Below are 21,142 nucleotides of genomic sequence, written 5' to 3' on the forward strand. Positions count from 1 at the left end.
GAGGCCGTCCCTTTCGGGACGGCTTCCGCCGGTTATTGATTGTCAGGCCAGCCGTTCTTCACAGCTTCCTGGGCTTCCTCCAGGCTTTTGAAAATGGGTTCTTCTTCAATCGGGGTACTTCCATCCTTGCAGGGCCAGCCCTGGGCCTTGGCCTCCATAAATTCCTCCAGCGTTATAACCCCGCTATAGATACCTTTTCCAATTTTGTGCATAAAGGTCCCGATTTCCTCATGCTCGGAGTTATAAAGTGGAACAAGGACATAGCCGACTTTATTCTCATTCCGCCAATTGTAACAGGCAATCGCCTCTTCCTCACTGTTGTATGGTCCCAATAGCCGGCGGGGCTCAATGTAGCCTTCTGTTCCGTCCTCCGAAACAGCGGAAATCAGGTCCGGTTCATAGCCTACAATGCTCTCACTGAGGGTACTTCCATAAGTCTCTCCCAAGCTGTTGCGGGGATAATCCCCATCCACCAGCCCCTCCAGCGCCGCTTTCAGGATTACCGGATCCATTGTACTCTCCGGTTCAGCGGCAGGGACAGGCTCAGGTTTGGTTTCCGGTTCGGGCTTTTTCTCAGGCTCCGGTTTTGCCTTCGGCATATCCTGCCCGGATTTCAGCATCGCTTCCGGATTCTGGGCAACGCCGTTCACCCAAAACTCAAAGTGCAGATGCGGTCCGGTGGACATACCCGTACTGCCGACAGTGGCAATGGTCTGCCCCAGCTCCACGGCGTCTCCGATTTTCACCAGGAGCTTTTCGCAGTGGGCATAGAAGGTTTCCTGCCCGTTCCCGTGGTCAATGCGGATGAAATTCCCGTCTTGGGCGTTGAATCCGGCTTCCTTCACGGTCCCTTTTCCGGCGGCATAGACGGGGGTCCCCTTCTCCATACCTCCGATATCTACGCCGGTATGGGTCACAACGCCTTCTCCGCCGGGCTTCGCCCGGTCCCCAAAGGAATTGTTGATTTGATCGCTCTCTACCGGCCAGATCATCTCCGTCCCCTCGGGAATATCCGCCTTGCCCTCCGGCAGAGGTTCCACGGGCAAGGGGGCTTTCTCCGGCAGAAGCGGGGTCAGGGGATAGCAATAATCGGCGTTTCCGTACCGCACATTCATGGTCAGCTCGTCATAGACGGCGTCCGCCACCTCAAAGGAATAGGTCATCTGCGGGACCCACTCCGCCTGTTCGCTCTCCTTCTCCAGGTAGCGGACACTCTGCCCGGAGCCGTCCTCCAGCAGGACGCGCCCCCGGATGAAAATGCTCCAGGGCTCCTCGCTCTCGGGGATGGTAAAGTAGATGTGCCCGCTGTCATAGCGGACGCTGTCCGCCAGGGTCTCTACCTTCAGACTGTCGGCGGACAGCCTCCGGTCCCGGTCAAACGCCTTCTGCTCCTCCTCCGTCGCCAGGCGGAGGCCGGTGAGCTTGCCATTTTCATAGATGGTATAGAGCTCCACGGCGTCGGGGCCGAAGGCGCCGTCTCCGGCGTGCTCAGTGATCCAATAGAACTTCTCCCCGTCGTAGATACCCCGCACCTCATGGCCCTCCCAAGTCATGGTCAGGCCGTTTCCGTCCAGGTCCGGGTCGTCAAAGGTCCAGGTGAGGCCGAAGGGCTCGTAGGGCGCCAAAGTCTCCTCCCACAGGGCGGCGGACTCCGCCGAGGACTGGGCGTATAAGTCCCGGTCAGTGAAGTCTTCGCTATAGGGCCCGTCCGTCTCCGCCGGTTTGGCGGAGGTGGCGAAGGCCGTGGTGATCCCCAGCACCAGGGCCAGGGCCATAAAGCAAGCCAGCAGGGATTTTTTCTTGATGCTCATAATTGCCTTAATCCTTTCTTCCATGCCGTTTCGATGGGCGAAACCGCACAGAGGCACATTTCTATTTTCCGCCAGGCGGATGAGGGCCAGGGCGTAGCGCTCCCGGCTGTCCTCCCCCAGGGCCAGCACCGCCGCCTCGTCGCACCGGAGCTCCATGTCCCGGTTTCCCAGGACGTAGAGGAGCCACACGGCGGGGTTGAACCAGTGGAGGCACAGCGCCGCCGTCAGCGCCAGCTTGAGAAGGCCGTCCAGCCGCCGGATATGGGCCCGCTCATGGGCCAGGACGCAGGTCAGGGCCTCCTCGTCTTTAAAATCCATTGTCTTAGGCAGGAGTATCACCGGGCGGAAAAGCCCGTAGGTCAGCGGGGCGGCGATCTGGTCCGTGACCCGGACCTCCACCTTCCGCCGGAGCTGGAACCAGGTTTCCAGGCCCGGGCAGTCCGCCGGGAGGGCCTCCCGGAAGCGCCGCCGCCAGCGGACATAGCGAATCAGGAACCACGCCGCCAGCAACAGGCCCACCGTCAGCCACAGGGCTGTCCAAACCGGGAAGGGCGCGGGGGCGGGCACAGCGGCGGGCTGCGCGGGAATCGCAATCACCGGGGGGGCCGCAGGGACCGAAGGAGCCGCAGGGACCACTGGCGCGGGCAAAGCGTCCGGGACGGCGGGAACCGACTTGGGGCCCAAAGCCTCCAGCAGGGTGTAGACGCTGAACCGGGAAGCCAGCTCCACCGGCAGCAGCAGCCGGGCCGCCGCCAGCCACCAGAGGGCCACAAAGGTCCCCTTGGGAAGACGCCGGAGGGTCAGCCCCCGGAAAGCCGCGATGGCCAGGACGAAGACCCCGCCGGAGAGGGAAAGTTCCAAAAACGTCATAAGCGCCTCTTTTCTGCTTCTTGCTGTTTCTCTCTGTTTTAGATTTCGCCGTTGCGTATGGCCTCTTCGACCTCTTCTACGGTTTTGTATCCGTGCTCTCCCAGTTGGATGGCACACTCGAATACGCCGATTTCCTCGCCCTCGTCGTCGTAGACGGGGATATTATAGTAGAATGTGTGATACGACGTGTCCTTCTTGGACTCCTCATATTCCTTCAATATCTCCGGCGTCATATCCGCCGTTATGTCGCAGCCATTGACCGCAAGGCGGGACGCCCAGCCCTCTTCGCCGTTCGTGGCCACGACGGGGATCAGGTCCGGCAGATATCCCACCACGGAGGCGAGGTTGTCGTATCCATAGGTCAATCCCAGCTTGTTGCGGCGATAGTCCCCGTTGACCAGGTACTCCTTGATACATTGCTGCCGCCATTCCTCGGCCTCCTCCTCCGCTCTCTTCCAATCTTCCCGGTGACTTGGGGAAAGTGGGCCCGTTCCACTCATATCTCCCGCCCTGTAACCAATCACGTCGCCCGCTTGCACGGTATCTCCGGGCTTCACCAGGACGCTCCCTATCTTATCAAACCGCATGGAGTAGCCGTTCTCATACACGATTTCCAGATAGGCGCCCCGGACCTTCTGGTAGGTTCGCCCATAATCGGTAATCTGGTCATAGTCTTTTTCGCCAGCCTCCAGGACGGTTCCCCCGCCCAAAAGCGATACGATAGGCTCTCCTTCACCACCCACAAAGCCGCTATGGAGACTAGCGGCACATTTCCTCCAATTCTCAGCCTCGAAGACCATCGGGTCCACCTTCTTGCCGTTCACCAGCATCTCAAAGCGCAGACGGGGCCCCGTAGTGGCGCTGTTCACCGTGGCTATCACCTGGCTCAGGCCCACCGTGTCCCCTTCTTTCACCTCAATGGTCTGGCAATGGGCGTAGAGGACCTCCTGAGTCTGGCTCTGGTTCAGCGCGATGCGGACATAGTTCCCGTCCTGGGCGTTGGAACCCACTTCCTTTACGACGGCAGTCGATACGCCTATTCCCACGCTGTAGACGGGGACATCCCCCTTTGCGGCTGCCTTGGGGGCCTCCGCATTGGCGGCGGGCGCGGCCTCCGGCGCGGGGGCCGGGGTCTTCGCCGGGGGCTCCTCCTTCTCAGGGGCGGGCGCTTCCGGCTTCTCCGCCGGGGCAGGCGTCTTCTTCGCCGGGGCTTGGACTTCAGCTTTGGCCGGTTCCTCCTCTATGGGTTTGGCGGAGGTAGCGAAGGCCGTGGTAATGCTCATCACGAGAGCCAGGGCCAGGACGCAGGCCAGTAAAGATTTTTTCTTAATGCTCATAATCGCTCGTATCCTTTCTTCCATGCCGCTTTTCCCGGAAAAGCCGCACAGGAACATCTGTTGATTTTGTACTTCCGCCAGGCGGATGAGGGCCAGGGCGTAGCGCTCCCGGCTGTCCTCCCCCAGGGCCAGCACCGCCGCCTCGTCACAGCGCAGCTCCATGTCCCGGTTTCCCAGGACGTAGAGGAGCCACACGGCGGGGTTGAACCAGTGGAGGCACAGCGCCGCCGTCAGCGCCAGCTTGAGAAGGCCGTCCAGCCGCCGGATATGGGCCCGCTCATGGGCCAGGACGCAGGTCAGGGCCTCCTCGTCTTTAAAATCCATTGTCTTAGGCAGGAGTATCACCGGGCGGAAAAGCCCGTAGGTCAGCGGGGCGGCGATCTGGTCCGTGACCCGGACCTCCACCTTCCGCCGGAGCTGGAACCAGGTTTCCAGGCCCGGGCAGTCCGCCGGGAGGGCCTCCCGGAAGCGCCGCCGCCAGCGGACATAGCGAATCAGGAACCACGCCGCCAGCAACAGGCCCACCGTCAGCCACAGGGCTGTCCAAACCGGGAAGGGCGCGGGGGCCGGAGCGGGCACGACGGCTGGCTGCGAGGGAATCGCAATCACCGGGGGGGCCGCAGGGACCGCTGGGGCCACAGGGGCCGAAGGAACCACTGGGGTGAGCAAAGCGTCCAGGACAACGGGAACCGCCTTGGGGCCCAAAGCCTCCAGCAGGGTGTAGACGCTGAACCGGGAAGCCAGCTCCACCGGCAGCAGCAGCCGGGCCGCCGCCAGCCACCAAAGCGCCACAAAGGTCCCCTTGGGAAGACGCCGGAGGGTCAGCCCCCGAAAGGCCGCGATGGCCAGGACGAAGACCCCGCCGGAGAGGGAAAGTTCCAGGAAGGTCATAGCCGCGTCACCTCATTTCGCTGACAATCTCCCGAAGCCTCCCAATCTGCTCCGGCGAGAGCGTCTGGCTGCTGAGCAAAGAGGCGAAGAGCAGGTCCGGCGATCCGTCGAACAGCCTTCCGATGAGCTCCTCCGTCTCCGCTTTTTGAATCTCTTCTTTCGTGACCAGGGCGTGGCAGAGGAAATTCGGCTCGCTCCGCCGGACGGCCCCCTTAGCGACGCATTTTTTGATCACAGTGTAGGTGGTGTTTACGTTCCAGCCCGTCTCCTCCCCCAGGATGGAGGAAATCTCCTTGGCCGTGCGGTCCCCCAGGCGCCAGAGGACGTCCATGACCTTCAATTCCGAATCAAACAGCTTCATAAGCAAAGTCCTCCTTGTCAAACTATCGCGGTAGTTTCTGGCATCATACTACCACGATAGTTTCAGCTTGTCAATACTATTCTGATAGTATGTCAAAATTTTTTCTCCCCTCCTCTCCCGAAGGGCCGGAAACCGGGCCGGAAAGGCGGGTTTTTCCTCGTTTACCACTTGTGCTTTGCCGGGGAATCGTTTATAATATGGGGCAAGTGCTGGTTCAGCCAGGGGCGGAAGCCGCCCCTTGAGTATAGGAAAGAAAGGACGTTCTCATGATCCAATTCAAGTCTGAACAAGGTGAGATCTCCGTCTCGAGCGCCGTGTTCTCCAACATCACGGGCATGGCCGCCACCAACTGCTTCGGCGTCAAGGGCATGGCTTTCCGCTCCATGACCGACGGCCTGGTCCACCTGCTGCGCCGCGAGGCCATGAGCAAGGGTGTCAGCATCTCGTATCACGAAGACGATTCCATCTCCATCGAGCTCCACATCATTGTGGAAAACGGCGTCAACCTCCCCGCAGTCTGCCGGTCCATCATGAACGAGGTCCGCTATGTGGTGGAGAAAAACACCGGCGTCACGGTTCGGGCCGTGGACGTGTGCGTGGACTCCATGACCCTGTGAGGGAGGAAGAAATCGAATGAATGAACAAATCACCGGCGGGCTCTTCAAGCGGATGATCCTCCATGGAGCCGCCGCCATCACCGCCCAGAAACAGGCCATCAACGATCTGAACGTCTTCCCCGTCCCCGACGGGGACACGGGCACCAATATGTCCATGACCATCGGCGCCGCCGTGACGGAGCTTCGCAAGTCCGAGCCCGCCGCCCTGGACCAGGCCGTATCCATCACCGCCTCCGCCCTTCTCCGGGGAGCCCGGGGAAATTCCGGCGTTATTCTCTCCCTGCTCTTCCGGGGGCTCTCCAAGGGCCTGAAGGGCTATGAGACCGCCGGGGCCGCCGAATTCGCCGCCGCCATGCAGGAGGGCGTGTCTTCCGCCTACAAGGCCGTCATGAAGCCCGCCGAGGGCACCGTCCTCACCGTGTCCCGCCTGGCCGCCATGCGGGCGGCGGAGCGGGCCGCCGAGGAGACGGACTTTGAAAAAGTGCTGGAGGCCGCCATTCAGGAGGGCTACGAGGCCCTGGCCCAGACCACGGACATGAACCCGGTGCTGAAAAAGGCCGGGGTGGTGGACGCCGGCGGCAAGGGCTACCTGCTGATTCTGGAGGGGATGCTGGCGGAGCTCCGGGGCGAGCCCATACCGGAGGCCGCCGAGGAGGAGCCCCAGAAGGCCAAGGCCGACTTTGAGGTTTTCTCCACAGAGGAGATCACCTTTGCCTTCGATACGGTGTTTATTGTCCGCAAAAATGATCCCAACGTGGATTTGGAGCCCTTCCGGGCCTATCTCAACAGCATCGGGGACAGCCTGGTCATTGGAGAGGACGACGAGGCCTTTAAAGTCCATGTCCATACCAACATCCCCGGCAGCGCCCTGACGGAGGGCCAGAAATACGGTACCCTGGAGTTGGCGAAGATTGAGAACATGCGGACCCAGTACGAGGATGTGGCCGCCGGGAAAAAGGCCCAGAGCGTGGACGATTTGGAGATGGAGGAAGCGGCGCTGGAGTCCCGGGACGCTGGGCAGAGCGGCCACATGGTAGCCCCGCCGGAGAAGAAATACGGCTTCCTCTCCGTCTGCGCCGGGGACGGGCTGGCCGCCGTATTCCAGGACCTGGGCGTGGACGGCGTAGTGTCCGGCGGGCAGACCATGAATCCCTCCACGGAGAGCATTCTGGAGGGCGTGGACCAGATTCCCGCCGAAACGGTGTTTGTCCTGCCCAACAACGGGAACATCATCATGGCCGCCCAGCAGTGCGCGGCTTTGACAGAGAAAAACGTGGTGGTCATTCCCACCAAAACGGTGCCCCAGGGCATCACCGCCATGATGAACGTGGACTTTGAGGCCCCGGACGCCGAAACCCTGGCGGGAGCCATGACGGATTCCCTCTCCGGCGTCACCACCGCGCAGATTACCTACGCGGCCCGGGATTCGGATTTCGACGGCTTTGACATCAAGGAAGGGGATTATCTGGCCCTGAAGGAGGGCAAGCTCTTCGGGACGGACGGGTCCCTCCACAGCCTCCTGGAGAAGCTGGCGGCGGACGCGGCGGAGCGGGACGCCTCCTTCATCTCGCTGTACTTTGGCGAGGACGTAACGGAGGAGGACGCCCAGGAAGCGGGAAAATTCTTTGAAACTGCCTGTCCCGGGGCGGAAGTTATGGTCCTCTCCGGCGGACAGCCGGTATACTACTATATTATCTCTATGGAATGATGAGCAGGCCCGGACCGTTTGGGTCCGGGCCTGTCTGCGTTTGAAAGAAGGTTCCAATATGACCGTTGGCCGTTTCGCCCCCTCCCCCAGCGGGCGCATTCATCTGGGGAACATTCTCTGCTGCCTCCTGGCCTGGCTCAGCGCCCGGCAGAAGGGCGGAACCATCGTCCTGCGGATCGAGGACCTGGACACCGCCCGCTGTCCTATGCGTTATGCGGAGCAGATGATCCGGGATCTCCGCTGGCTGGGACTGAACTGGGACCAGGGACCGGAAGTCTCCGGGCCAAACAAACCCTATTTCCAAAGCCAAAGGACGGCGCTCTATCAGGCCGCCCTGGATCGGCTGGAGGCGCAAGGGCTGGTCTATCCCTGCTTCTGCACCCGGGCGGAGCTCCACGCCGCCAGCGCTCCCCACCGGGAGGACGGCCTGACCGTCTACGCCGGAACCTGCCGGAACCTGACCCCCGCAGAACGGGAAGAACGGGCAAGGCGCCGCTCCCCTGCCCTGCGGCTGCGAGTGCCTGACAAGGAATATTCCTTCACCGATGGGCACATGGGGCCTTGCGCCGAACATCTGGCACGGGACTGCGGGGATTTTCTTCTCCGCCGGTCCGACGGCATGTTTGCCTATCAGCTGGCGGTCGTGGTGGACGACGCCGCCATGGGGGTGACAGAGGTGGTCCGGGGTGCGGATCTGCTGTCCTCCACCCCCAGGCAATTGTATCTTTATCAGCTTCTGGGGCTGACGCCGCCGGAGTTTATCCACTTCCCCCTCCTGCTGGCCCCCGACGGACGGCGGCTTTCCAAGCGGGATGCCGACGCGGGGCTGGACAGCCTCCGGGGCCGGGTCACGGCGGAAGAACTGCTGGGACGGCTGGCGGAGCTTGCGGGCTTTCACCCTTCCGGCGAACCCGCTTCGGCGGAGGAACTGCTGGGGGAGTTTTCCTGGGAAAGGATTCCCCGGGAGGATATCCGGCTTCCGGCGGGTTTGTTTGAGTAAGAAAACCGGGGACTTACGTCCCCGGTTTTTGCTTTATAGGAAGGTCTCCATTTCCTTGGGCTCCTGGAAATTTTTCTCCAGCATGGCCACATGGGAGAGAAACGCCGGGTCGTCGAAGTACTTGGCGTGATGGGTGCATTTCCGCACACAGGACTGGCACTTGATGCAGGTCCCCGGCACCTCCGCCACGTTCTTCGGGTCGATGGCCCCCATGGGGCAGGTCCGGGCGCAGACGCCGCAGTTACAGCACTTGCCCAGATCCGTTTTTGGCTTGGCCTTTAAAAACTTCACCGGCTCCCCGTCCAGGCCCTTGGGTATGTAATAGGGCGCTTCCGGGTCTCCCGGGACCTCCACCGGCGGCGGAACCGCTTCCAGCTTCCGAAGCTTTCCGGCAATCCCCTTGGCAAACTGCTGGATGGCCCGCTTGTCGTCCCAGTCGGGGCGGCCCTCCCCCAGGGCATCGGTAAAGGCGTGGCGGCCCGGGAAGGCCCCCGCCGCCACGGTATGAAAGCCCTTGGCCTCTAACAGGGCGCAGAGCTCCGCCAGGGAGTTCTCATAGGCCCGGTTGCCAAAGGTCACCGCCGCCACCGCCAGGGCTCCGCTTCCTTGAAGCCGGGCCTGAAAGTCTGGGGCAATTTTGTTGGGCATCCGGCCCGCGTAGGTGGGAGAGCCCACGATAACCAGCTCCCCTTCGCCAAAGCTCAAATTCTCCTCCCGCTCTCCCGGCTTTGTGAAGCTCCGGCAGATCAGGGGCAGGGACAGCTCCGCCGCCAGGGCCTCCGCCAGGGTGCGGACCACCTTGTCCGTCACGCCGGTGGCGCTGTAAAAAAGGGCTGTGATTTGCCGCAGTTCCATGAAAAGCCTCCTGTTCGGTCTTTGTGAAGCCGCCCCGGCGAAGGTCCTCGCCGGGGCGGCTTCGTATGAATTCCAAGGGACTCAGAGGGAAAAATCCTCCTCGCTGAGCTTCCTGGTGTCCAGCGCCGCCGGGCGGGGCGGAACGCGCTTCAAGGGGTCGTAACGAAACGCCCGGCAGGAGTGCTCCACCGGCACCACGCCCCGTTTCACACAGGCCACCTCCCGCTCGTTGAGCTGCTGGCCCCGCTTGCAGTAAGCACAGCGGGGATCGATGTCTTTCCGGAAAAGCATAGGGTCCTCCCTCTCCCGCCGGGCGGCGGAAAGTCCCCGGCTTTTATCAAAAATCGCAGACGCGGCTTAAAGCGTCTGTAGGCAGACGTGTTCGTTTTCGGCGGCGGCGTTGATGCCGATGATCGGCTCCTCATAGCTGTTGATGATTTTCGTCGCCATGGGGTCCTCCAGCTCCTTCTGGATGGTCCGGCGGAGATTCCGGGCCCCATAGGTCCGGGAATAGGACTTCTTGGTCAGGAAGTCCACCAGGGTGGCGTCGTAGGTAAAGGTAATGCCCTTCTCCTTCAAGGAGTCCCGCAGCTCGTCCAGCATAATCCGGGCGATGGACTGGAAGTCCTTCTCAGAGAGGCGGTTGAAGGTGATCACCGCGTCCACCCGGTTGATGAACTCCGGCCGGAGGAACTGCTGAAGGGCCTTCATGGCCTTTTCGCTGTCCTGCTGGCTGAGGCTCCGGTCAAAGCCCACGGTCCCCTCCTTGGTGGCGCTTCCGGCGTTGGAGGTCATGACGATGATGGTGTTTTCAAAGTTCACCTTCCGTCCGTGGGCGTCGGTGATTTCGCCGTCGTCCAGGATTTGCAGAAGGACGTTCAGCACGTCGGGGTGGGCCTTTTCAATCTCGTCGAAAAGGACGACGGCATAGGGCTTCCGGCGGATTTTCTCCGTCAGCTGGCCCGCCTCGTCATAGCCCACGTAGCCCGGAGGAGAGCCCACGATGCGGGAGACGGAGTGCTTTTCCATAAACTCCGACATGTCCAGGCGAATTAAGGCGTCGGGAGTATTGAACAGATCCGTGGCCAGCTGCTTCACCAGCTCCGTTTTTCCTACACCGGTGGAGCCCACAAAGATGAAACTGACGGGCTTGTGCTTGGGGGAGATGCCCACCCGGTTCCGGCGGACGGCGGCGGACACGGCCTCGATGGCCTCGTCCTGGCCGATGATGTGGTCTTTCAGGCGTTCCTCCAGCTGGCTGAGGCGCTGGAACTCCTGCTCCCGGATGCGGGAGGCGGGAATCTTGGTCCACAGCTCGATGACATGAGCCAGATTCTCCATGCTCAGCTGGGGCTGGCCCTTCTCTTCAATGACGCTGAGCTCCGTGGAAAGCTGGAGGTCCCGGCTTTTCAGCTCCGCCATGCGGGCGTAGTCCTCCTCGGACTTCTCCTCTTTCTCCTCCAGCATGGTCCGCTCCTTGGCGTAGTCGTCCATCTCCCGCTGAATCTGCATCCGCCGGGAGATGTCCGGGTCCTTCAAGTTCAGATCCGAACTCGCCTCGTCGATAAGGTCAATGGCCTTATCCGGCAAAAACCGGTCCGTGATGTAGCGCTCACTGAGCAGCACCGCCTGGCGGAGAATGCCCTCCGTCAGCTTGACGCCGTGGAACTCCTCGTACTTGGGAGCCAGGCCCTTCAAAATCTTGATGGAATCCTCCACGGATGGCTCGTTCACCGTCACCGGCTGGAAGCGCCGCTCCAGAGCGGAATCCTTTTCAATGTGCTTGCGGTATTCGTTGAAGGTGGTAGCGCCGATAACCTGGATCTCTCCCCGGCTCAGGGCGGGCTTTAAGATGTTCGCCGCGTTCATGCTGCCCTCGGCGTCTCCCGCTCCCACCAGGTTGTGGACCTCGTCGATCATCAATATAATATTCCCCAGGCGCTTCACCTCGTCGATGAGGCCCTTCATCCGGCTTTCGAACTGGCCCCGGAACTGGGTGCCCGCCACCAAAGCCGTCAGGTCCAGGAGGTAGACCTCCTTCTCCCGGAGCTTGAAGGGCACGTCGCCCTCGGCGATGCGCTGGGACAACCCCTCGGCAATAGCGGTTTTGCCCACGCCGGGCTCACCGATAAGGCAGGGGTTGTTCTTTTGGCGGCGGTTCAGAATCTGGACTACCCGCTCAATCTCCTCCGCCCGGCCGATGACCGGGTCCAGCTTGCCGTCCTTGGCCTTCTGGGTCAGGGAGATGCAGTAGTTCTCCAAATACTTCCGCTTGGCATTTTTGGAGGACTCCTTTTTCTCCCGGCGCTCGCTCCGGCCCTCCTCGGCGCTCTCCTTGGAAGGCTCTCCGCCGGAGAACAGGCGGTTCAAGAAGGGGAAGGTGGCGGTCTTGCCCTCTTCCTCCTCGTCTCCTTCCTCTCCACCGGGCAGGTCCTCAATATTTTCCACGCCGTTCATGGCCTGCATCATTTCGCTGTTCAGGGTTTCCAGGTCCTCATCGGAAATCCCCATGCGCTTCATCATGTCGTCCACCTGGGGAAGCCCCAGCTCCTTGGCGCATTTCAGGCACAGGCCCTCGTTGATGGTTCTCTCGCCGTCCAGCTTTGAAATAAAGACCACGGCGACGTTTTTCTTGCATCTGGAACAAAGTGTCGGCTGCATACCTCTTAAACCTCCACGCGCCCTCCGGCGCTGATCGTTTGATATCGGGCCTCACGAAGGCCCCCCGGCCTGGCCGGGGAATTGTCATATCCCCAGGAACTTCAAAGCATCCAGGGGCGTATGAGTGGTGAAAAACCGAAAAATCCGGCTGCTTTCCTGTCCGTCGAAGGAGACGCCCACCAGGCGCAGCGTCCACACCGCCAAAAACAGCAGCAGCGCCCCCTCCGCCAGGCCGATCATTCCACCTCCAAAGGCGTTGAGCCCATGGAGGCCCGGCAGTCTCAAAACCGCATCCAGCATCCTCACCAGCAGATGCAGCGCAAGGGACAGCAGGACAAAGGAAATCATGTACAGCACGCCGTAAAGCGCGGATTGGGCCACGCTCTCAATCACGGCGGTTATCACCTGGACTCCGGTGTCCCGCACGGCGTCCTGGGCCCGGAAAGCCAGGGCGTTCCGCTGGACCTCGTCGATTCCCAGCAGCTCCAGCATTTCCGCAATGGACAGATGATCCTCCAAGGCGCCTTCTTCCACCGGCCCGCCGCCGGAGGAACGCCGCTCCCGGATGGCCTCGTCCAGACGGGCCTCGATCCGCTTCTCAATGACCGGGGCAATGACCTTCGCCGCCGGGGCCGACAGGGCCGAGGCGATAATTCCCGCCCCCGCCAGGGACAGGGCCAGCACCAGCAGCCCCGCCAGGGTCCGCAGCAGGCCCTTCCAGGCTCCCCAGACCGCGAAGCCCGCCAGCACCACCACGGCAACAGCATCTATTATAACAGGTGTCGTCAAACTTTCCTACCTCTTCCCGTGTAAACGTTTTGTGAACACGCCGCTTATTTTCATACAGTCAAGGCAAAAACAGGCTGGCGGAACCGGCGGACAGCAGCAGGGCCGATCCGTCGGAGCGCATCAGGACTCCCCGGGCGTCCCCCGTCCCCTGGAGGGTGGCGTAAGGCTGGAGGTCCTGATTATACACCGCCAGGCGGTCCGAGTAAAGCACCGCCAGATACCGGCCGGAGGCGGAGATGTCCAGCACCTCTTCCCGCACGTCCAGGGAGCCCAGGACCTCGCCGTCCTTGTCCACGGTGACCAGCCGCCCCACGCTGCCGGAGCGGTAGCGGTTCAAAAGCAGCGCCGCGAAGCCCATGCCCCCCAGGTCGTATTCCCGGAGGTAGGCCCCGCCGTAAGAATAGGTCCCGGCGATCTCTCCGTTGGCTCCGGCAAACGTCAGAGCCGTGTCGGAAACGGTCACCAGCCGTCCCTCCTGCTCTCCAACGGCGGCCACCAGTCCGCCGGAGATGCTGTAGTCCGCCGCCGGTTCCGTCTCCGGCATTTGATAGAGCACAATGCTGCTGACAAAGACGCCGTTCTCCTGTCCCAGGGTCACCGCCGCCAGAGAATCCTCCAGGACGTATCCGTCCGAGACGAAACGCTTGGAAGATTTGAACTCAAAGTCCGGCTCCAGTCCCAAGGCCCGGTCGTAGACCTTAACGCTGCCCTTATAGCCCTTTTTCTGAGCCGTCACCGCCAGGGCCCCGTTTTTGTTCAGCGTGGCGGCTATGTAGGGCTCCTCCTCGTCGGCGGTAAGCTCCAGCAGCAAACCTGTCTGGTCCAGCACATACAGCGACGTACCCCCCACGTCGTAAGCCGCCGCCCTTCCTCCGCCGGAGACCAGGGCCGGGGCCGTCATGGTCACAGGGGCGGACCAAACCTCCTCCCCCGCGCCGTTGTAAAGGCTCAGCGACGCGTCCGACAGCACCACTAAGCTCTCTCCCAGAAGGGCATAGCGGTTCTTAGACGAGGCGTCATAGTGATAGACCGTCGCGCCGCCCACCTGCTCCGAGCGCCCATAATGGAGGTAGCGCCGGAGGATGTCGAAGCCCGTCCCGTCCCGGTAGGCCGCGAAGAGCACCACCAGGAGCACCGCCGCCAGCAGCAGCAGGAAGCTCAGGAAGCTGCGGACGGGATGCTTCCCCTCTTTGGACTTGTCCACGCGTTTCTCACTCATTCAGCCGTTCATCCTCATACCAGATTCTCGTCAGGTACAGCCCCCCCGGGGGCACCGTGGGCCCCGCCAGGGTCCGGTCCCCGCTCTCCAAAATGGCGGGGATGTCCTCCGGGGCAAATTTCCCCTCGGCGGCGTAAAGCACGGTCCCCGTAATGGCCCGGACCATGTTGTACAAAAAGCCGTCGGCGCAGACCCGGAGTTCCAGCAGGTCCCCGCTCCGGGTCACGTCGCACCAGTAAATGGTCCGCACGGTGGTTTTCGTCTCCGTGCCCACCGAGCGGACGGCCCGGAAATCGTGGGTCCCCACAAACATATGGGCGGCTTGGTTCAAAAAGTCCTCGTCCAGCCGTTTTGGGTAAAAGTAGGCCCGGTTCACGTAGAAGGGATTTTTGAAGCGGGAGTTGTAAATGCGGTAGGTGTATTCCTTTTTGACACAGGAGCCGATGGCGTTGAAATCCTCCCCCACCTCCACCGCCTCCCGGACGGCAATGTCCTCCGGGGTGTGGGTGTTGATGGCGTAGGGCATCCGGTCAATGGGGATGCGGCTCTCCGTGCGGAAATTGGCCACGTACCGCTCCGCGTGGACCCCGGCGTCCGTCCTTCCGCAGCCCGTCAGGTGGACAGGCCCCCCGCAGACCTTGGAGATGGCCTTTTGCAGGGTCTCGCAGACGGAGGCGGCGTTTTTCTGCACCTGCCAGCCGTGGTAGGCGGTGCCGTTGTAGGTAAGTTTCAGGGCGATGTTGCGCATGTGCCGCCTCCTTCTTGTCAGTCCCAGGTGAGCTTGGGCCAGAAGTCCTCCGGGCCGTGCTCCCGGGCAATTCCGCTCTCGCCGATGGACCACTGCTCCAGGTCAAATTCATAGCCCAGGCCGGACGTGTCCCGGCAGAAGAAGGACAGAGTAAATTCGTCCCCCATACCGGCCTCGGCGATCAGGCCCTTCTCAGGGTCACAGGTATAATTTTCGATAGTCTCCCCATACTTGGCGGTTTGCTCCACGGCAACGTCCCCATTCCGCCGGAGGCGGAACACCGCGTCTTTGACCTCCGGGGCCCCGCTCCCCTTGGAGCCCTGCAAGTTGACTTCATAAAAAGACAGGTCAAAGATTCCGCCCCCGTCTTTTTCTCGGGTGTAGTTTGCACTGGAGCCGCCGCAACCGGCAAGCTGAACCGGCAGCAGCGTGGCTGTGTCCCCCAGATAGCCCAGGTCCTCCAGCCGCCGGCTCTCGCCGTTTTGAATGACGGCTTCCAGTGCATACTCCCGGTGGCCCCCCACAGGCAGCTTCAGTATGCCGGTAAGACGCCCGCTCTTGCCGCCGCGCATGGGTTCCGAGCCGGTTTTCCCATCAAGGAGGGAGGTCCAGTTCACCCACACCTCCGTGTCCACGCTCCACTCCTTCAAGGACAAATCCACCGTCACATCCAGAACCCGCTGTTCTTTGTTCACGGCGGTGGTGTACTCCCAGTCCAGAACCACCGCGTCCGCTTCCCGCATCGCCCGCTGCACAACCTGAATCCGCTCGTCAAGACGCCTTGTCTCCGTTTGCAGATTAGCCTCGGTCCTTCTCAGGTCTTCCCGCAGGTCCGAAATCTGCCGGAGCTGCCAGAGGTTCAGGCACACTAAAAGCAGACAGAGGACCAGCGTCAAAACCTGTATCTGTCTTTTCTTTCCCTCCATTTTCCCTCCTCCTCAAAGGCCAACGGCCCTCATGGCAATCACGCCCGCCAGAATCAGAACCCCCAGGGTCAGGGCGATGTAGTCCCGGCGCTCATACTTCAAAATATGGAGCTTTGTCCGGCCCTCGCCGCCGTGGTAACAGCGGCACTCCATGGCCGTGGCCAGCTCGTCCGCCCGGCGGAAGGCGCTGATAAACAGCGGCACCAGGATGGGCACCAGGGCCTTCGCCTTCTCCATCAGGTTCCCGCTCTCGAAATCCGCCCCCCGGGCCTTCTGGGCGGACATGATTTTATCCGTCTCCTCAATCAGCGTGGGGATGAACCGCAGGGCGATGGACATGATCATGGTCAGCTCGTGAACCGGAACGTGGAAGCGCTTCAAGCCGTTCAGCAGCCGCTCCAGGCCGTCGGTAAGGCTGATGGGGCTGGTGGTGTAGGTCATGAGGAAGGTTCCCATGATGAGGAGCATAATCCGCAGGATCATAAACGCCGCGTTCCGCAGGCCCGTGTCCGTGACCTGAAAGGGCCCCCAGGCCCAGAGCTCGGTGGCCCCGGGCGTGAAAAACAGGTTCAGGACGCCGGTGAAGACGATGATGAACAGCACCGGCTTCAAGCCCTTCACCAGGGCTTTGAGCCCCACCCCGGAGACACGGACACAGACCGCCAGCACCAGGGCCATCAGGCCGTAGGCCAGGAAGCTCTTGGCGGTAAACAGGGCGGTAATATACAGCACCACCAGCAGGATCTTTGTCCGGGGGTCCAGCCTGTGGGCTGCGGTATTTCCCGGGAAATACTGGCCCAGGGTGATGTCCTTCAGCATGGAGCCCCGCCCCCTTTCAGAGCCAGGAGCTGGCGCTCCAAGTCCTCCACGGTGTAAACAGCGGGGTCGATGGGAAGCCCCCGGTCCCGGAGGGACATGGCCACACGGGTGATCTGGGGCACGTCCAGCCCGGCGGAAAGAAGCTCCTCCGCCCGGGTGAAAATCTCCGCCGGGGTCCCGCTCATCAAAATATGAGCGGATTTCAGCACCAGGATACGGTCCACGTTCTGGGCGATTTCGTCCATGCTGTGGCTGACCAGAAGGATGGTGGCGTTCTTATGCCGGTGGTACTCCCGGATGTTCGCCATCAGATTCTCCCGGCCCGCCGGGTCCAGGCCCGCCGTGGGCTCGTCCAGCACCAGCACCTTGGGCTCCATGGCCAGGACTCCCGCCAGGGCCACCCGGCGCTTCTGTCCGCCGGAGAGCTCAAAGGGGGATTTCTCCAGCTGCTCGTCCCGAAGGCCCACCAGCCGCGCCGCCTCCCGGACGGCGTGGTCCAAGGCCTCCCCCGTCTTCCCCTGGTTCCTGGGGCCGAAGGAGATATCCTTATAAACCGTTTCCTCAAAGAGCTGGTACTCCGGGTACTGGAACACCAGGCCCACCTGGAAGCGGACGCTTCGTATTTTTTTCGGCTCGGCCCAGATGTCCTTTCCGTCCAGCAAAATCTGCCCGGACGTGGGCTTTAAGAGGCCGTTCAGGTGCTGTATCAGGGTGGATTTCCCGGACCCGGTGTGGCCGATGATGCCCAGGAACTCTCCTTGTTCCACGGCAAAGCTGACGTCTTCCACCGCGCTGCGCCGGAAGGGCGTCCCGATACCGTAGGTATGGGTCAGGTTTTTAATCTCCAGGATAGGCAAGGCTTCGTTCCTCCGTCACTCGTTCTTCAAAGCCCCGGCAATGGCGGCGGCGCAGTCCTCCGCCCGCAGGGCGTCCAGGGGCACGTCCCATCCCTTTTGCCGGAGGCGGTCCAGCAGGTCCACGGTATCCGGCGCCGTCAGGCCCAGGTGCCGGAGGCGGGTCACCTGGCTGAACACCTCCTCCGGCGTTCCGTCCAGGTCCACCCGGCCGTCGTTCATAACGACAACGCGGTCCGCGTCCTCCGCCTCGTTCATGTGGTGGGTAATCAAAACCACCGTGATGCCCTTTTCCCTGTTCAAGCGGTGAATGGTGGACAGCACTTCCCGCCGCCCAATGGGGTCCAGCATGGCGGTGGCCTCGTCCAGGACGACACAGGCGGGCTCCATGGCGATGACCCCGGCGATGGCGATGCGCTGCTTCTGCCCGCCGGAAAGAAGGTGGGGCGCGTGGGTGACGAATTCGTCCATGCCCACGGCCTTCAAGGCCCCGTCCACCCGGCGGCGGATTTCCTCCGTGGGCACGCCCAGGTTCTCCGGGGCGAAGGCCACGTCCTCCTCCACCACGTTGGCGACGATCTGGTTGTCCGGGTTCTGGAACACCATGCCCACCCGCTGGCGGATGGCCAGGAGCAGGTCCTGATCCAGGGTGTCCATGCCCTCCACGTACACCTTCCCCCCGGCGGGAAGGAGCACGGCGTTGAAGGTCTTGGCCAAGGTGGATTTTCCGGAGCCGTTGTGGCCCAGGATAACCACAAAGCTGCCCTTTTTAATTTCCAGATCCACGCCCCGGAGGGCGTAGACGGGCTTTTGCCCCTCGTCCGCCGGATAGGCAAAACGGAGGCTCTCGGTTTGGATCATATCAGGCATCTCGTTTCCCACTTTCTATTCTGAGAACCATTTCCCCGTGGCCCCGCAGGGCAGGGCCAGGCCCGTGGCCGTAACGGGAAGGCCCAGCTCATCCCACGTACACTTCCCGCCGTACTTCTCCTTCACCAAAAGGTTCAAAAGGTAGCCCAGCACCGACGGGGCCAGGCCCGTGGTATAGGAGTTGATCAGCACAAACAGGGGCTTGTCCGACAGCACCCCGGCGCAGAGCTTCACAAAGGGATACAGGTTCTCCTCCAGCTTCCAGACCTCCCCGCCGGGGCCCCGGCCATAGCTGGGCGGGTCCATCACGATGGCGTCGTAGGACTTCCCCCGGCGGATCTCCCGCTCTACGAACTTGGCACAGTCGTCCACAATCCAGCGGATGGGGGCCTCCCCCAGGCCGGAGAGCCTGGCGTTTTCCCGGGCCCAGGCCACCATGCCTTTGGCGGCGTCCACATGGCAGACGCTGGCCCCGGCCCTGGCGCAGGCCGCGGTGGCCCCGCCGGTATAGGCAAAGAGGTTCAGCACCCGGACGGGCCGCCCGGCGTTTTTGATTTTTTCCGCCATAAAGTCCCAGTTTACGGCCTGTTCGGGAAACAGGCCCGTGTGCTTGAAGTTCATGGGCTTCACCTGGAAGGTCAGGTCCCGGTACCGGATCTTCCAGCTCTCCGGCAGGGCCTTTTTCTCCCAGTGCCCTCCCCCGGTGGAGGAGCGGAGATACCGCCCTCCCGCCTTCTTCCAGGCCGGGTGCTCCCTGGGCGTCTCCCAGATGGCCTGAGGGTCCGGGCGGACCAGCACTTGGCGGTCCCAGCGCTCCAGGCGCTCCCCGCCGCCGCAGTCCAGCAGCTCATAGTCCTCCCATCGGTCCGCAATCCACATAGCCCGTCCTCCCGTTCTCTACGATATAATAAATCAGGTTATTATACCGCCCCTATGGGCATTTCGTCAACCTTTCCTTGCCGGATTTAGGAAGAAGCCACAAAAAATTTCCAATCTCGCCTCTTGACATAGATAGACAGCCGATATATAATGCAGACACTAATATATCGGCTGTCTATCTATAAGGAGGCGCACTATGGAACTGGAAAAGAGCCTGGTCAGCGGGAGCATGTCCCTGCTGGTGCTGAAGCTGCTGGAAGACGGAGATCTCTACGGGTATCAGATGATCGCGGAGCTCCGGCGGCGGAGCGACGACACCTTCCGCCTCAAGGCGGGGACCCTCTACCCCCTCCTCCACAGCCTGGAGGAAAAGGGGTTTGTCACCGCCTATGAGCAAACGGCGGAGTCCGGGAAAACCCGGCGGTATTACCACCTGACCAAGCAGGGCCGGAGCGCGCTCCAGGAGAAGGAAACGGCCTGGAACGCCTACGCCCGTGCCGTGGGCCGGGTTCTGAAAGGGGGCGCGTGCCTTGCCGGAGCGTAAGACCATCGCCGCCTATCTGGAGGCGGTGCAGGGGCAGATTCGCTGGAAGCGGGCCCGTCCCCTGCTGGTCCGGGAGCTGGAGCGGCACCTGGAGGACCAGCGAGACGATTTCCTAAAAGAGGGCAAGGCCCCCGATGAGGCGGAGCGGCTGGCGGTGGAGGACATGGGCGACCCGGTGACCGTGGGGACCGAGCTGGACCGGAGCCACCGGCCCCGGCCCCAATGGGGGCTATTGGGGCTGACTATCGTTCTGGCTGCGGTCGGAGTATTTCTGCGGGTACTTTTTCGCCTCCCCTATTTCCGGCAAGACCTGGTCCTGATGAGGGCCCTGGCCTCCCTGGGCCTGGGCACGGCGGCGATGCTGGGGATGTACTTTCTGGACGTCTCCCGGCTGGTCCGGCACGCCCGGGCTCTGTACATTGGAACACTGGTCATGACGGTCCCGCTCCTGCGGTTTGTTTATCCAACCTACAGCTTCAGCCTCATGTCAGCGCTCTATCCTCTGGCCTATGTCCTCTGGCTCTACAGCTTCCGGGGTAAAGGCTGGAAAGGACTTCTACTTACTATCTTGGGCGGTATGCCTTTGGCGGCGGTCTGCTGCCTCATACCTAGCGCTTCAGGGCTGTTTATCCTGCTGTTCTCCGGCCTGGCGGCGACGCTCTACGCGGCGGGCCGGGATTGGTTCGGCGTGGGCCGTTGGAAAGGTGCGGGCGCAGTCCTGGCCGTCGCTTTCGGACTCCTGGCTTTTCTCTTTCTCAAGGGCTACCTCAATTCCTTCCTGCTCCGGGTGATGATTGCCCTCCGGCCGGAGCTGGAGAAAGAGCACCGGGGTTACATGGGCTGGGTGTTGCATATGTTCTGGGAGGACGTTCCTCCCCTGCGCAGCGTCGGCGGCGAAGCCGCCATGCCGGTCAACGCCGGGGCCCGGATCTTCGGCGGCGGCCAGGAGCTTCGGCCCATTGACTTTTCCCACGACTTCCTCCCCGCCTCCATGGCGGTGGCCTGGGGCTGGATTCCCCTGGCGCTCCTGCTGGCGGCGCTGACCATCCTGCTCCTCTGGATGCTGGTGAAGGGCCTGCGGCAGAGCTATCTGCCGGGCCATTTCGTGGTGCTGGCGGTGGTCCTGACCCTGGGATTTCAGACGCTGTTCAGCGCGGCGCTGAATTTCGGCTTTGTGCTGTTCTCCGCCAGCCTGCCCCTGGTGGTGGGGAACTTCCAAACGGTGGTGGACATGGCGCTCATCGGCCTGGCCCTGTCGGTGTTCCGGGGGAACTCCATCGCCCGGGAGGGGCCGGGCGGTCCGGTCCCGCAGAGGAAACGGCTGCGGATCAAATTCGAGTATCAATGAAAAGAGCCTCCCCGCCGCACGGCGGGGAGGCTCTT

At 62.2% G+C, this 21,142-nt stretch carries 19 protein-coding genes; 5 read left to right on the forward strand and 14 right to left on the reverse strand.

The genetic code is table 11. The features are described from left to right. Positions 1–32: 32 nt before the first annotated feature. From Q1M04_RS02745 to Q1M04_RS02755, 3 genes are read right to left on the reverse strand one after another with little or no spacing between them, the layout of a single operon-like run. Complete coding sequence (locus tag Q1M04_RS02745; protein WP_300446406.1) at positions 33–2,681, reverse strand: M23/M56 family metallopeptidase; 2,649 nt, start codon at positions 2,679–2,681, stop codon at positions 33–35. 38 nt (positions 2,682–2,719) lie between these two features. Then, positions 2,720–4,909, reverse strand: a complete 2,190-nt coding sequence (locus tag Q1M04_RS02750; protein WP_300446409.1) for a M56 family metallopeptidase — start codon at positions 4,907–4,909, stop codon at positions 2,720–2,722. A 7-nt stretch (positions 4,910–4,916) separates the two neighbouring features. Further along, positions 4,917–5,276, reverse strand: coding sequence for a BlaI/MecI/CopY family transcriptional regulator (locus Q1M04_RS02755; RefSeq protein ID WP_204791214.1), 360 nt, complete (start codon positions 5,274–5,276; stop codon positions 4,917–4,919). A 260-nt stretch (positions 5,277–5,536) separates the two neighbouring features. On the opposite strand from Q1M04_RS02755, the gene Q1M04_RS02760 reads away from it, so the two are divergent. The 3 genes from Q1M04_RS02760 to gluQRS are packed head-to-tail and all read left to right on the forward strand — an operon-like array spanning position 5,537 to position 8,595. Then, positions 5,537–5,887, forward strand: coding sequence for an Asp23/Gls24 family envelope stress response protein (locus Q1M04_RS02760; RefSeq protein ID WP_204791215.1), 351 nt, complete (start codon positions 5,537–5,539; stop codon positions 5,885–5,887). Between the two features lie 16 nt (positions 5,888–5,903). Further along, on the forward strand, positions 5,904–7,595 hold the full coding sequence (locus tag Q1M04_RS02765; protein ID WP_297997979.1) for a DAK2 domain-containing protein: 1,692 nt from the start codon (positions 5,904–5,906) through the stop codon (positions 7,593–7,595). 58 nt (positions 7,596–7,653) lie between these two features. Beyond that, positions 7,654–8,595 (forward strand): tRNA glutamyl-Q(34) synthetase GluQRS, encoded by a 942-nt coding sequence (gluQRS, locus tag Q1M04_RS02770; RefSeq protein ID WP_297997981.1) that lies wholly within the window; start codon positions 7,654–7,656, stop codon positions 8,593–8,595. Positions 8,596–8,628: 33 nt separating this feature from the next. On the opposite strand, the gene Q1M04_RS02775 is transcribed toward gluQRS, so the two are convergent. The 11 genes from Q1M04_RS02775 to Q1M04_RS02825 all read right to left on the reverse strand — a co-directional run bounded on the left by Q1M04_RS02775 (position 8,629) and on the right by Q1M04_RS02825 (position 19,215). Beyond that, complete coding sequence (locus Q1M04_RS02775; RefSeq protein WP_297997983.1) at positions 8,629–9,450, reverse strand: 4Fe-4S binding protein; 822 nt, start codon at positions 9,448–9,450, stop codon at positions 8,629–8,631. A gap of 81 nt (positions 9,451–9,531) precedes the next feature. Beyond that, positions 9,532–9,741: a hypothetical protein gene (locus Q1M04_RS02780; protein WP_204790287.1), complete on the reverse strand. Its 210-nt coding sequence runs from the start codon at positions 9,739–9,741 to the stop codon at positions 9,532–9,534. Between the two features lie 66 nt (positions 9,742–9,807). Beyond that, positions 9,808–12,111: an ATP-dependent Clp protease ATP-binding subunit gene (locus Q1M04_RS02785; RefSeq protein ID WP_297997985.1), complete on the reverse strand. Its 2,304-nt coding sequence runs from the start codon at positions 12,109–12,111 to the stop codon at positions 9,808–9,810. 84 nt (positions 12,112–12,195) lie between these two features. Next, on the reverse strand, positions 12,196–12,900 hold the full coding sequence (locus Q1M04_RS02790) for a CvpA family protein (protein ID WP_297997987.1): 705 nt from the start codon (positions 12,898–12,900) through the stop codon (positions 12,196–12,198). A gap of 58 nt (positions 12,901–12,958) precedes the next feature. Beyond that, complete coding sequence (locus Q1M04_RS02795) at positions 12,959–14,119, reverse strand: DUF5711 family protein (protein ID WP_297294686.1); 1,161 nt, start codon at positions 14,117–14,119, stop codon at positions 12,959–12,961. Further along, the gene (truA, locus tag Q1M04_RS02800; RefSeq protein WP_293278757.1) at positions 14,112–14,867 is read right to left on the reverse strand and encodes a tRNA pseudouridine(38-40) synthase TruA; all 756 of its coding nucleotides are present in this window, start codon (positions 14,865–14,867) and stop codon (positions 14,112–14,114) included. The genes Q1M04_RS02795 and truA overlap by 8 nt, the downstream gene beginning before the upstream one ends. Positions 14,868–14,884: 17 nt before the next feature. Then, positions 14,885–15,793: a hypothetical protein gene (locus tag Q1M04_RS02805; RefSeq protein ID WP_297997991.1), complete on the reverse strand. Its 909-nt coding sequence runs from the start codon at positions 15,791–15,793 to the stop codon at positions 14,885–14,887. A gap of 12 nt (positions 15,794–15,805) precedes the next feature. Continuing rightward, on the reverse strand, positions 15,806–16,612 hold the full coding sequence (locus tag Q1M04_RS02810) for an energy-coupling factor transporter transmembrane protein EcfT (protein WP_297997994.1): 807 nt from the start codon (positions 16,610–16,612) through the stop codon (positions 15,806–15,808). Further along, positions 16,606–17,469 (reverse strand): energy-coupling factor transporter ATPase, encoded by an 864-nt coding sequence (locus Q1M04_RS02815; RefSeq protein ID WP_293278752.1) that lies wholly within the window; start codon positions 17,467–17,469, stop codon positions 16,606–16,608. Before Q1M04_RS02815 ends, Q1M04_RS02810 begins: the two co-directional genes overlap by 7 nt. 15 nt (positions 17,470–17,484) lie before the next feature. Then, a complete protein-coding gene (locus Q1M04_RS02820; RefSeq protein WP_297997997.1) occupies positions 17,485–18,336 on the reverse strand; it encodes an energy-coupling factor transporter ATPase in 852 nt (283 codons plus the stop codon). Between the two features lie 15 nt (positions 18,337–18,351). Beyond that, positions 18,352–19,215, reverse strand: coding sequence for a class I SAM-dependent methyltransferase (locus Q1M04_RS02825; RefSeq protein WP_297998000.1), 864 nt, complete (start codon positions 19,213–19,215; stop codon positions 18,352–18,354). 196 nt (positions 19,216–19,411) lie between these two features. On the opposite strand from Q1M04_RS02825, the gene Q1M04_RS02830 reads away from it, so the two are divergent. Continuing rightward, a complete protein-coding gene (locus tag Q1M04_RS02830; protein WP_295735536.1) occupies positions 19,412–19,759 on the forward strand; it encodes a PadR family transcriptional regulator in 348 nt (115 codons plus the stop codon). Next, positions 19,746–21,107 (forward strand): permease prefix domain 1-containing protein, encoded by a 1,362-nt coding sequence (locus Q1M04_RS02835; RefSeq protein WP_297998004.1) that lies wholly within the window; start codon positions 19,746–19,748, stop codon positions 21,105–21,107. Before Q1M04_RS02830 ends, Q1M04_RS02835 begins: the two co-directional genes overlap by 14 nt. Positions 21,108–21,142 lie beyond the last annotated feature (35 nt).

It is taken from the genome of uncultured Oscillibacter sp. (genome assembly GCF_950073225.1).
Taxonomy (GTDB): domain Bacteria; phylum Bacillota; class Clostridia; order Oscillospirales; family Oscillospiraceae; genus Oscillibacter.

Excerpts from the sequence above, each read along its gene's own strand:
- truA (WP_293278757.1), bottom strand. The coding sequence starts at position 14,867 with ATGCGCAACATCGCCCTGAAACTTACCTACAACGGCACCGCCTACCAC.
- Q1M04_RS02795 (WP_297294686.1), bottom strand. The coding sequence starts at position 14,119 with ATGAGTGAGAAACGCGTGGACAAGTCCAAAGAGGGGAAGCATCCCGTC.
- Q1M04_RS02750 (WP_300446409.1), bottom strand. The coding sequence starts at position 4,909 with ATGACCTTCCTGGAACTTTCCCTCTCCGGCGGGGTCTTCGTCCTGGCC.
- Q1M04_RS02805 (WP_297997991.1), bottom strand. The coding sequence starts at position 15,793 with ATGGAGGGAAAGAAAAGACAGATACAGGTTTTGACGCTGGTCCTCTGT.
- Q1M04_RS02765 (WP_297997979.1), top strand. The coding sequence starts at position 5,904 with ATGAATGAACAAATCACCGGCGGGCTCTTCAAGCGGATGATCCTCCAT.
- Q1M04_RS02830 (WP_295735536.1), top strand. The coding sequence starts at position 19,412 with ATGGAACTGGAAAAGAGCCTGGTCAGCGGGAGCATGTCCCTGCTGGTG.
- Q1M04_RS02760 (WP_204791215.1), top strand. The coding sequence starts at position 5,537 with ATGATCCAATTCAAGTCTGAACAAGGTGAGATCTCCGTCTCGAGCGCC.
- Q1M04_RS02775 (WP_297997983.1), bottom strand. The coding sequence starts at position 9,450 with ATGGAACTGCGGCAAATCACAGCCCTTTTTTACAGCGCCACCGGCGTG.
- Q1M04_RS02825 (WP_297998000.1), bottom strand. The coding sequence starts at position 19,215 with ATGTGGATTGCGGACCGATGGGAGGACTATGAGCTGCTGGACTGCGGC.
- gluQRS (WP_297997981.1), top strand. The coding sequence starts at position 7,654 with ATGACCGTTGGCCGTTTCGCCCCCTCCCCCAGCGGGCGCATTCATCTG.
- Q1M04_RS02780 (WP_204790287.1), bottom strand. The coding sequence starts at position 9,741 with ATGCTTTTCCGGAAAGACATCGATCCCCGCTGTGCTTACTGCAAGCGG.
- Q1M04_RS02785 (WP_297997985.1), bottom strand. The coding sequence starts at position 12,111 with ATGCAGCCGACACTTTGTTCCAGATGCAAGAAAAACGTCGCCGTGGTC.
- Q1M04_RS02810 (WP_297997994.1), bottom strand. The coding sequence starts at position 16,612 with ATGCTGAAGGACATCACCCTGGGCCAGTATTTCCCGGGAAATACCGCA.
- Q1M04_RS02745 (WP_300446406.1), bottom strand. The coding sequence starts at position 2,681 with ATGACGTTTTTGGAACTTTCCCTCTCCGGCGGGGTCTTCGTCCTGGCC.
- Q1M04_RS02820 (WP_297997997.1), bottom strand. The coding sequence starts at position 18,336 with ATGCCTGATATGATCCAAACCGAGAGCCTCCGTTTTGCCTATCCGGCG.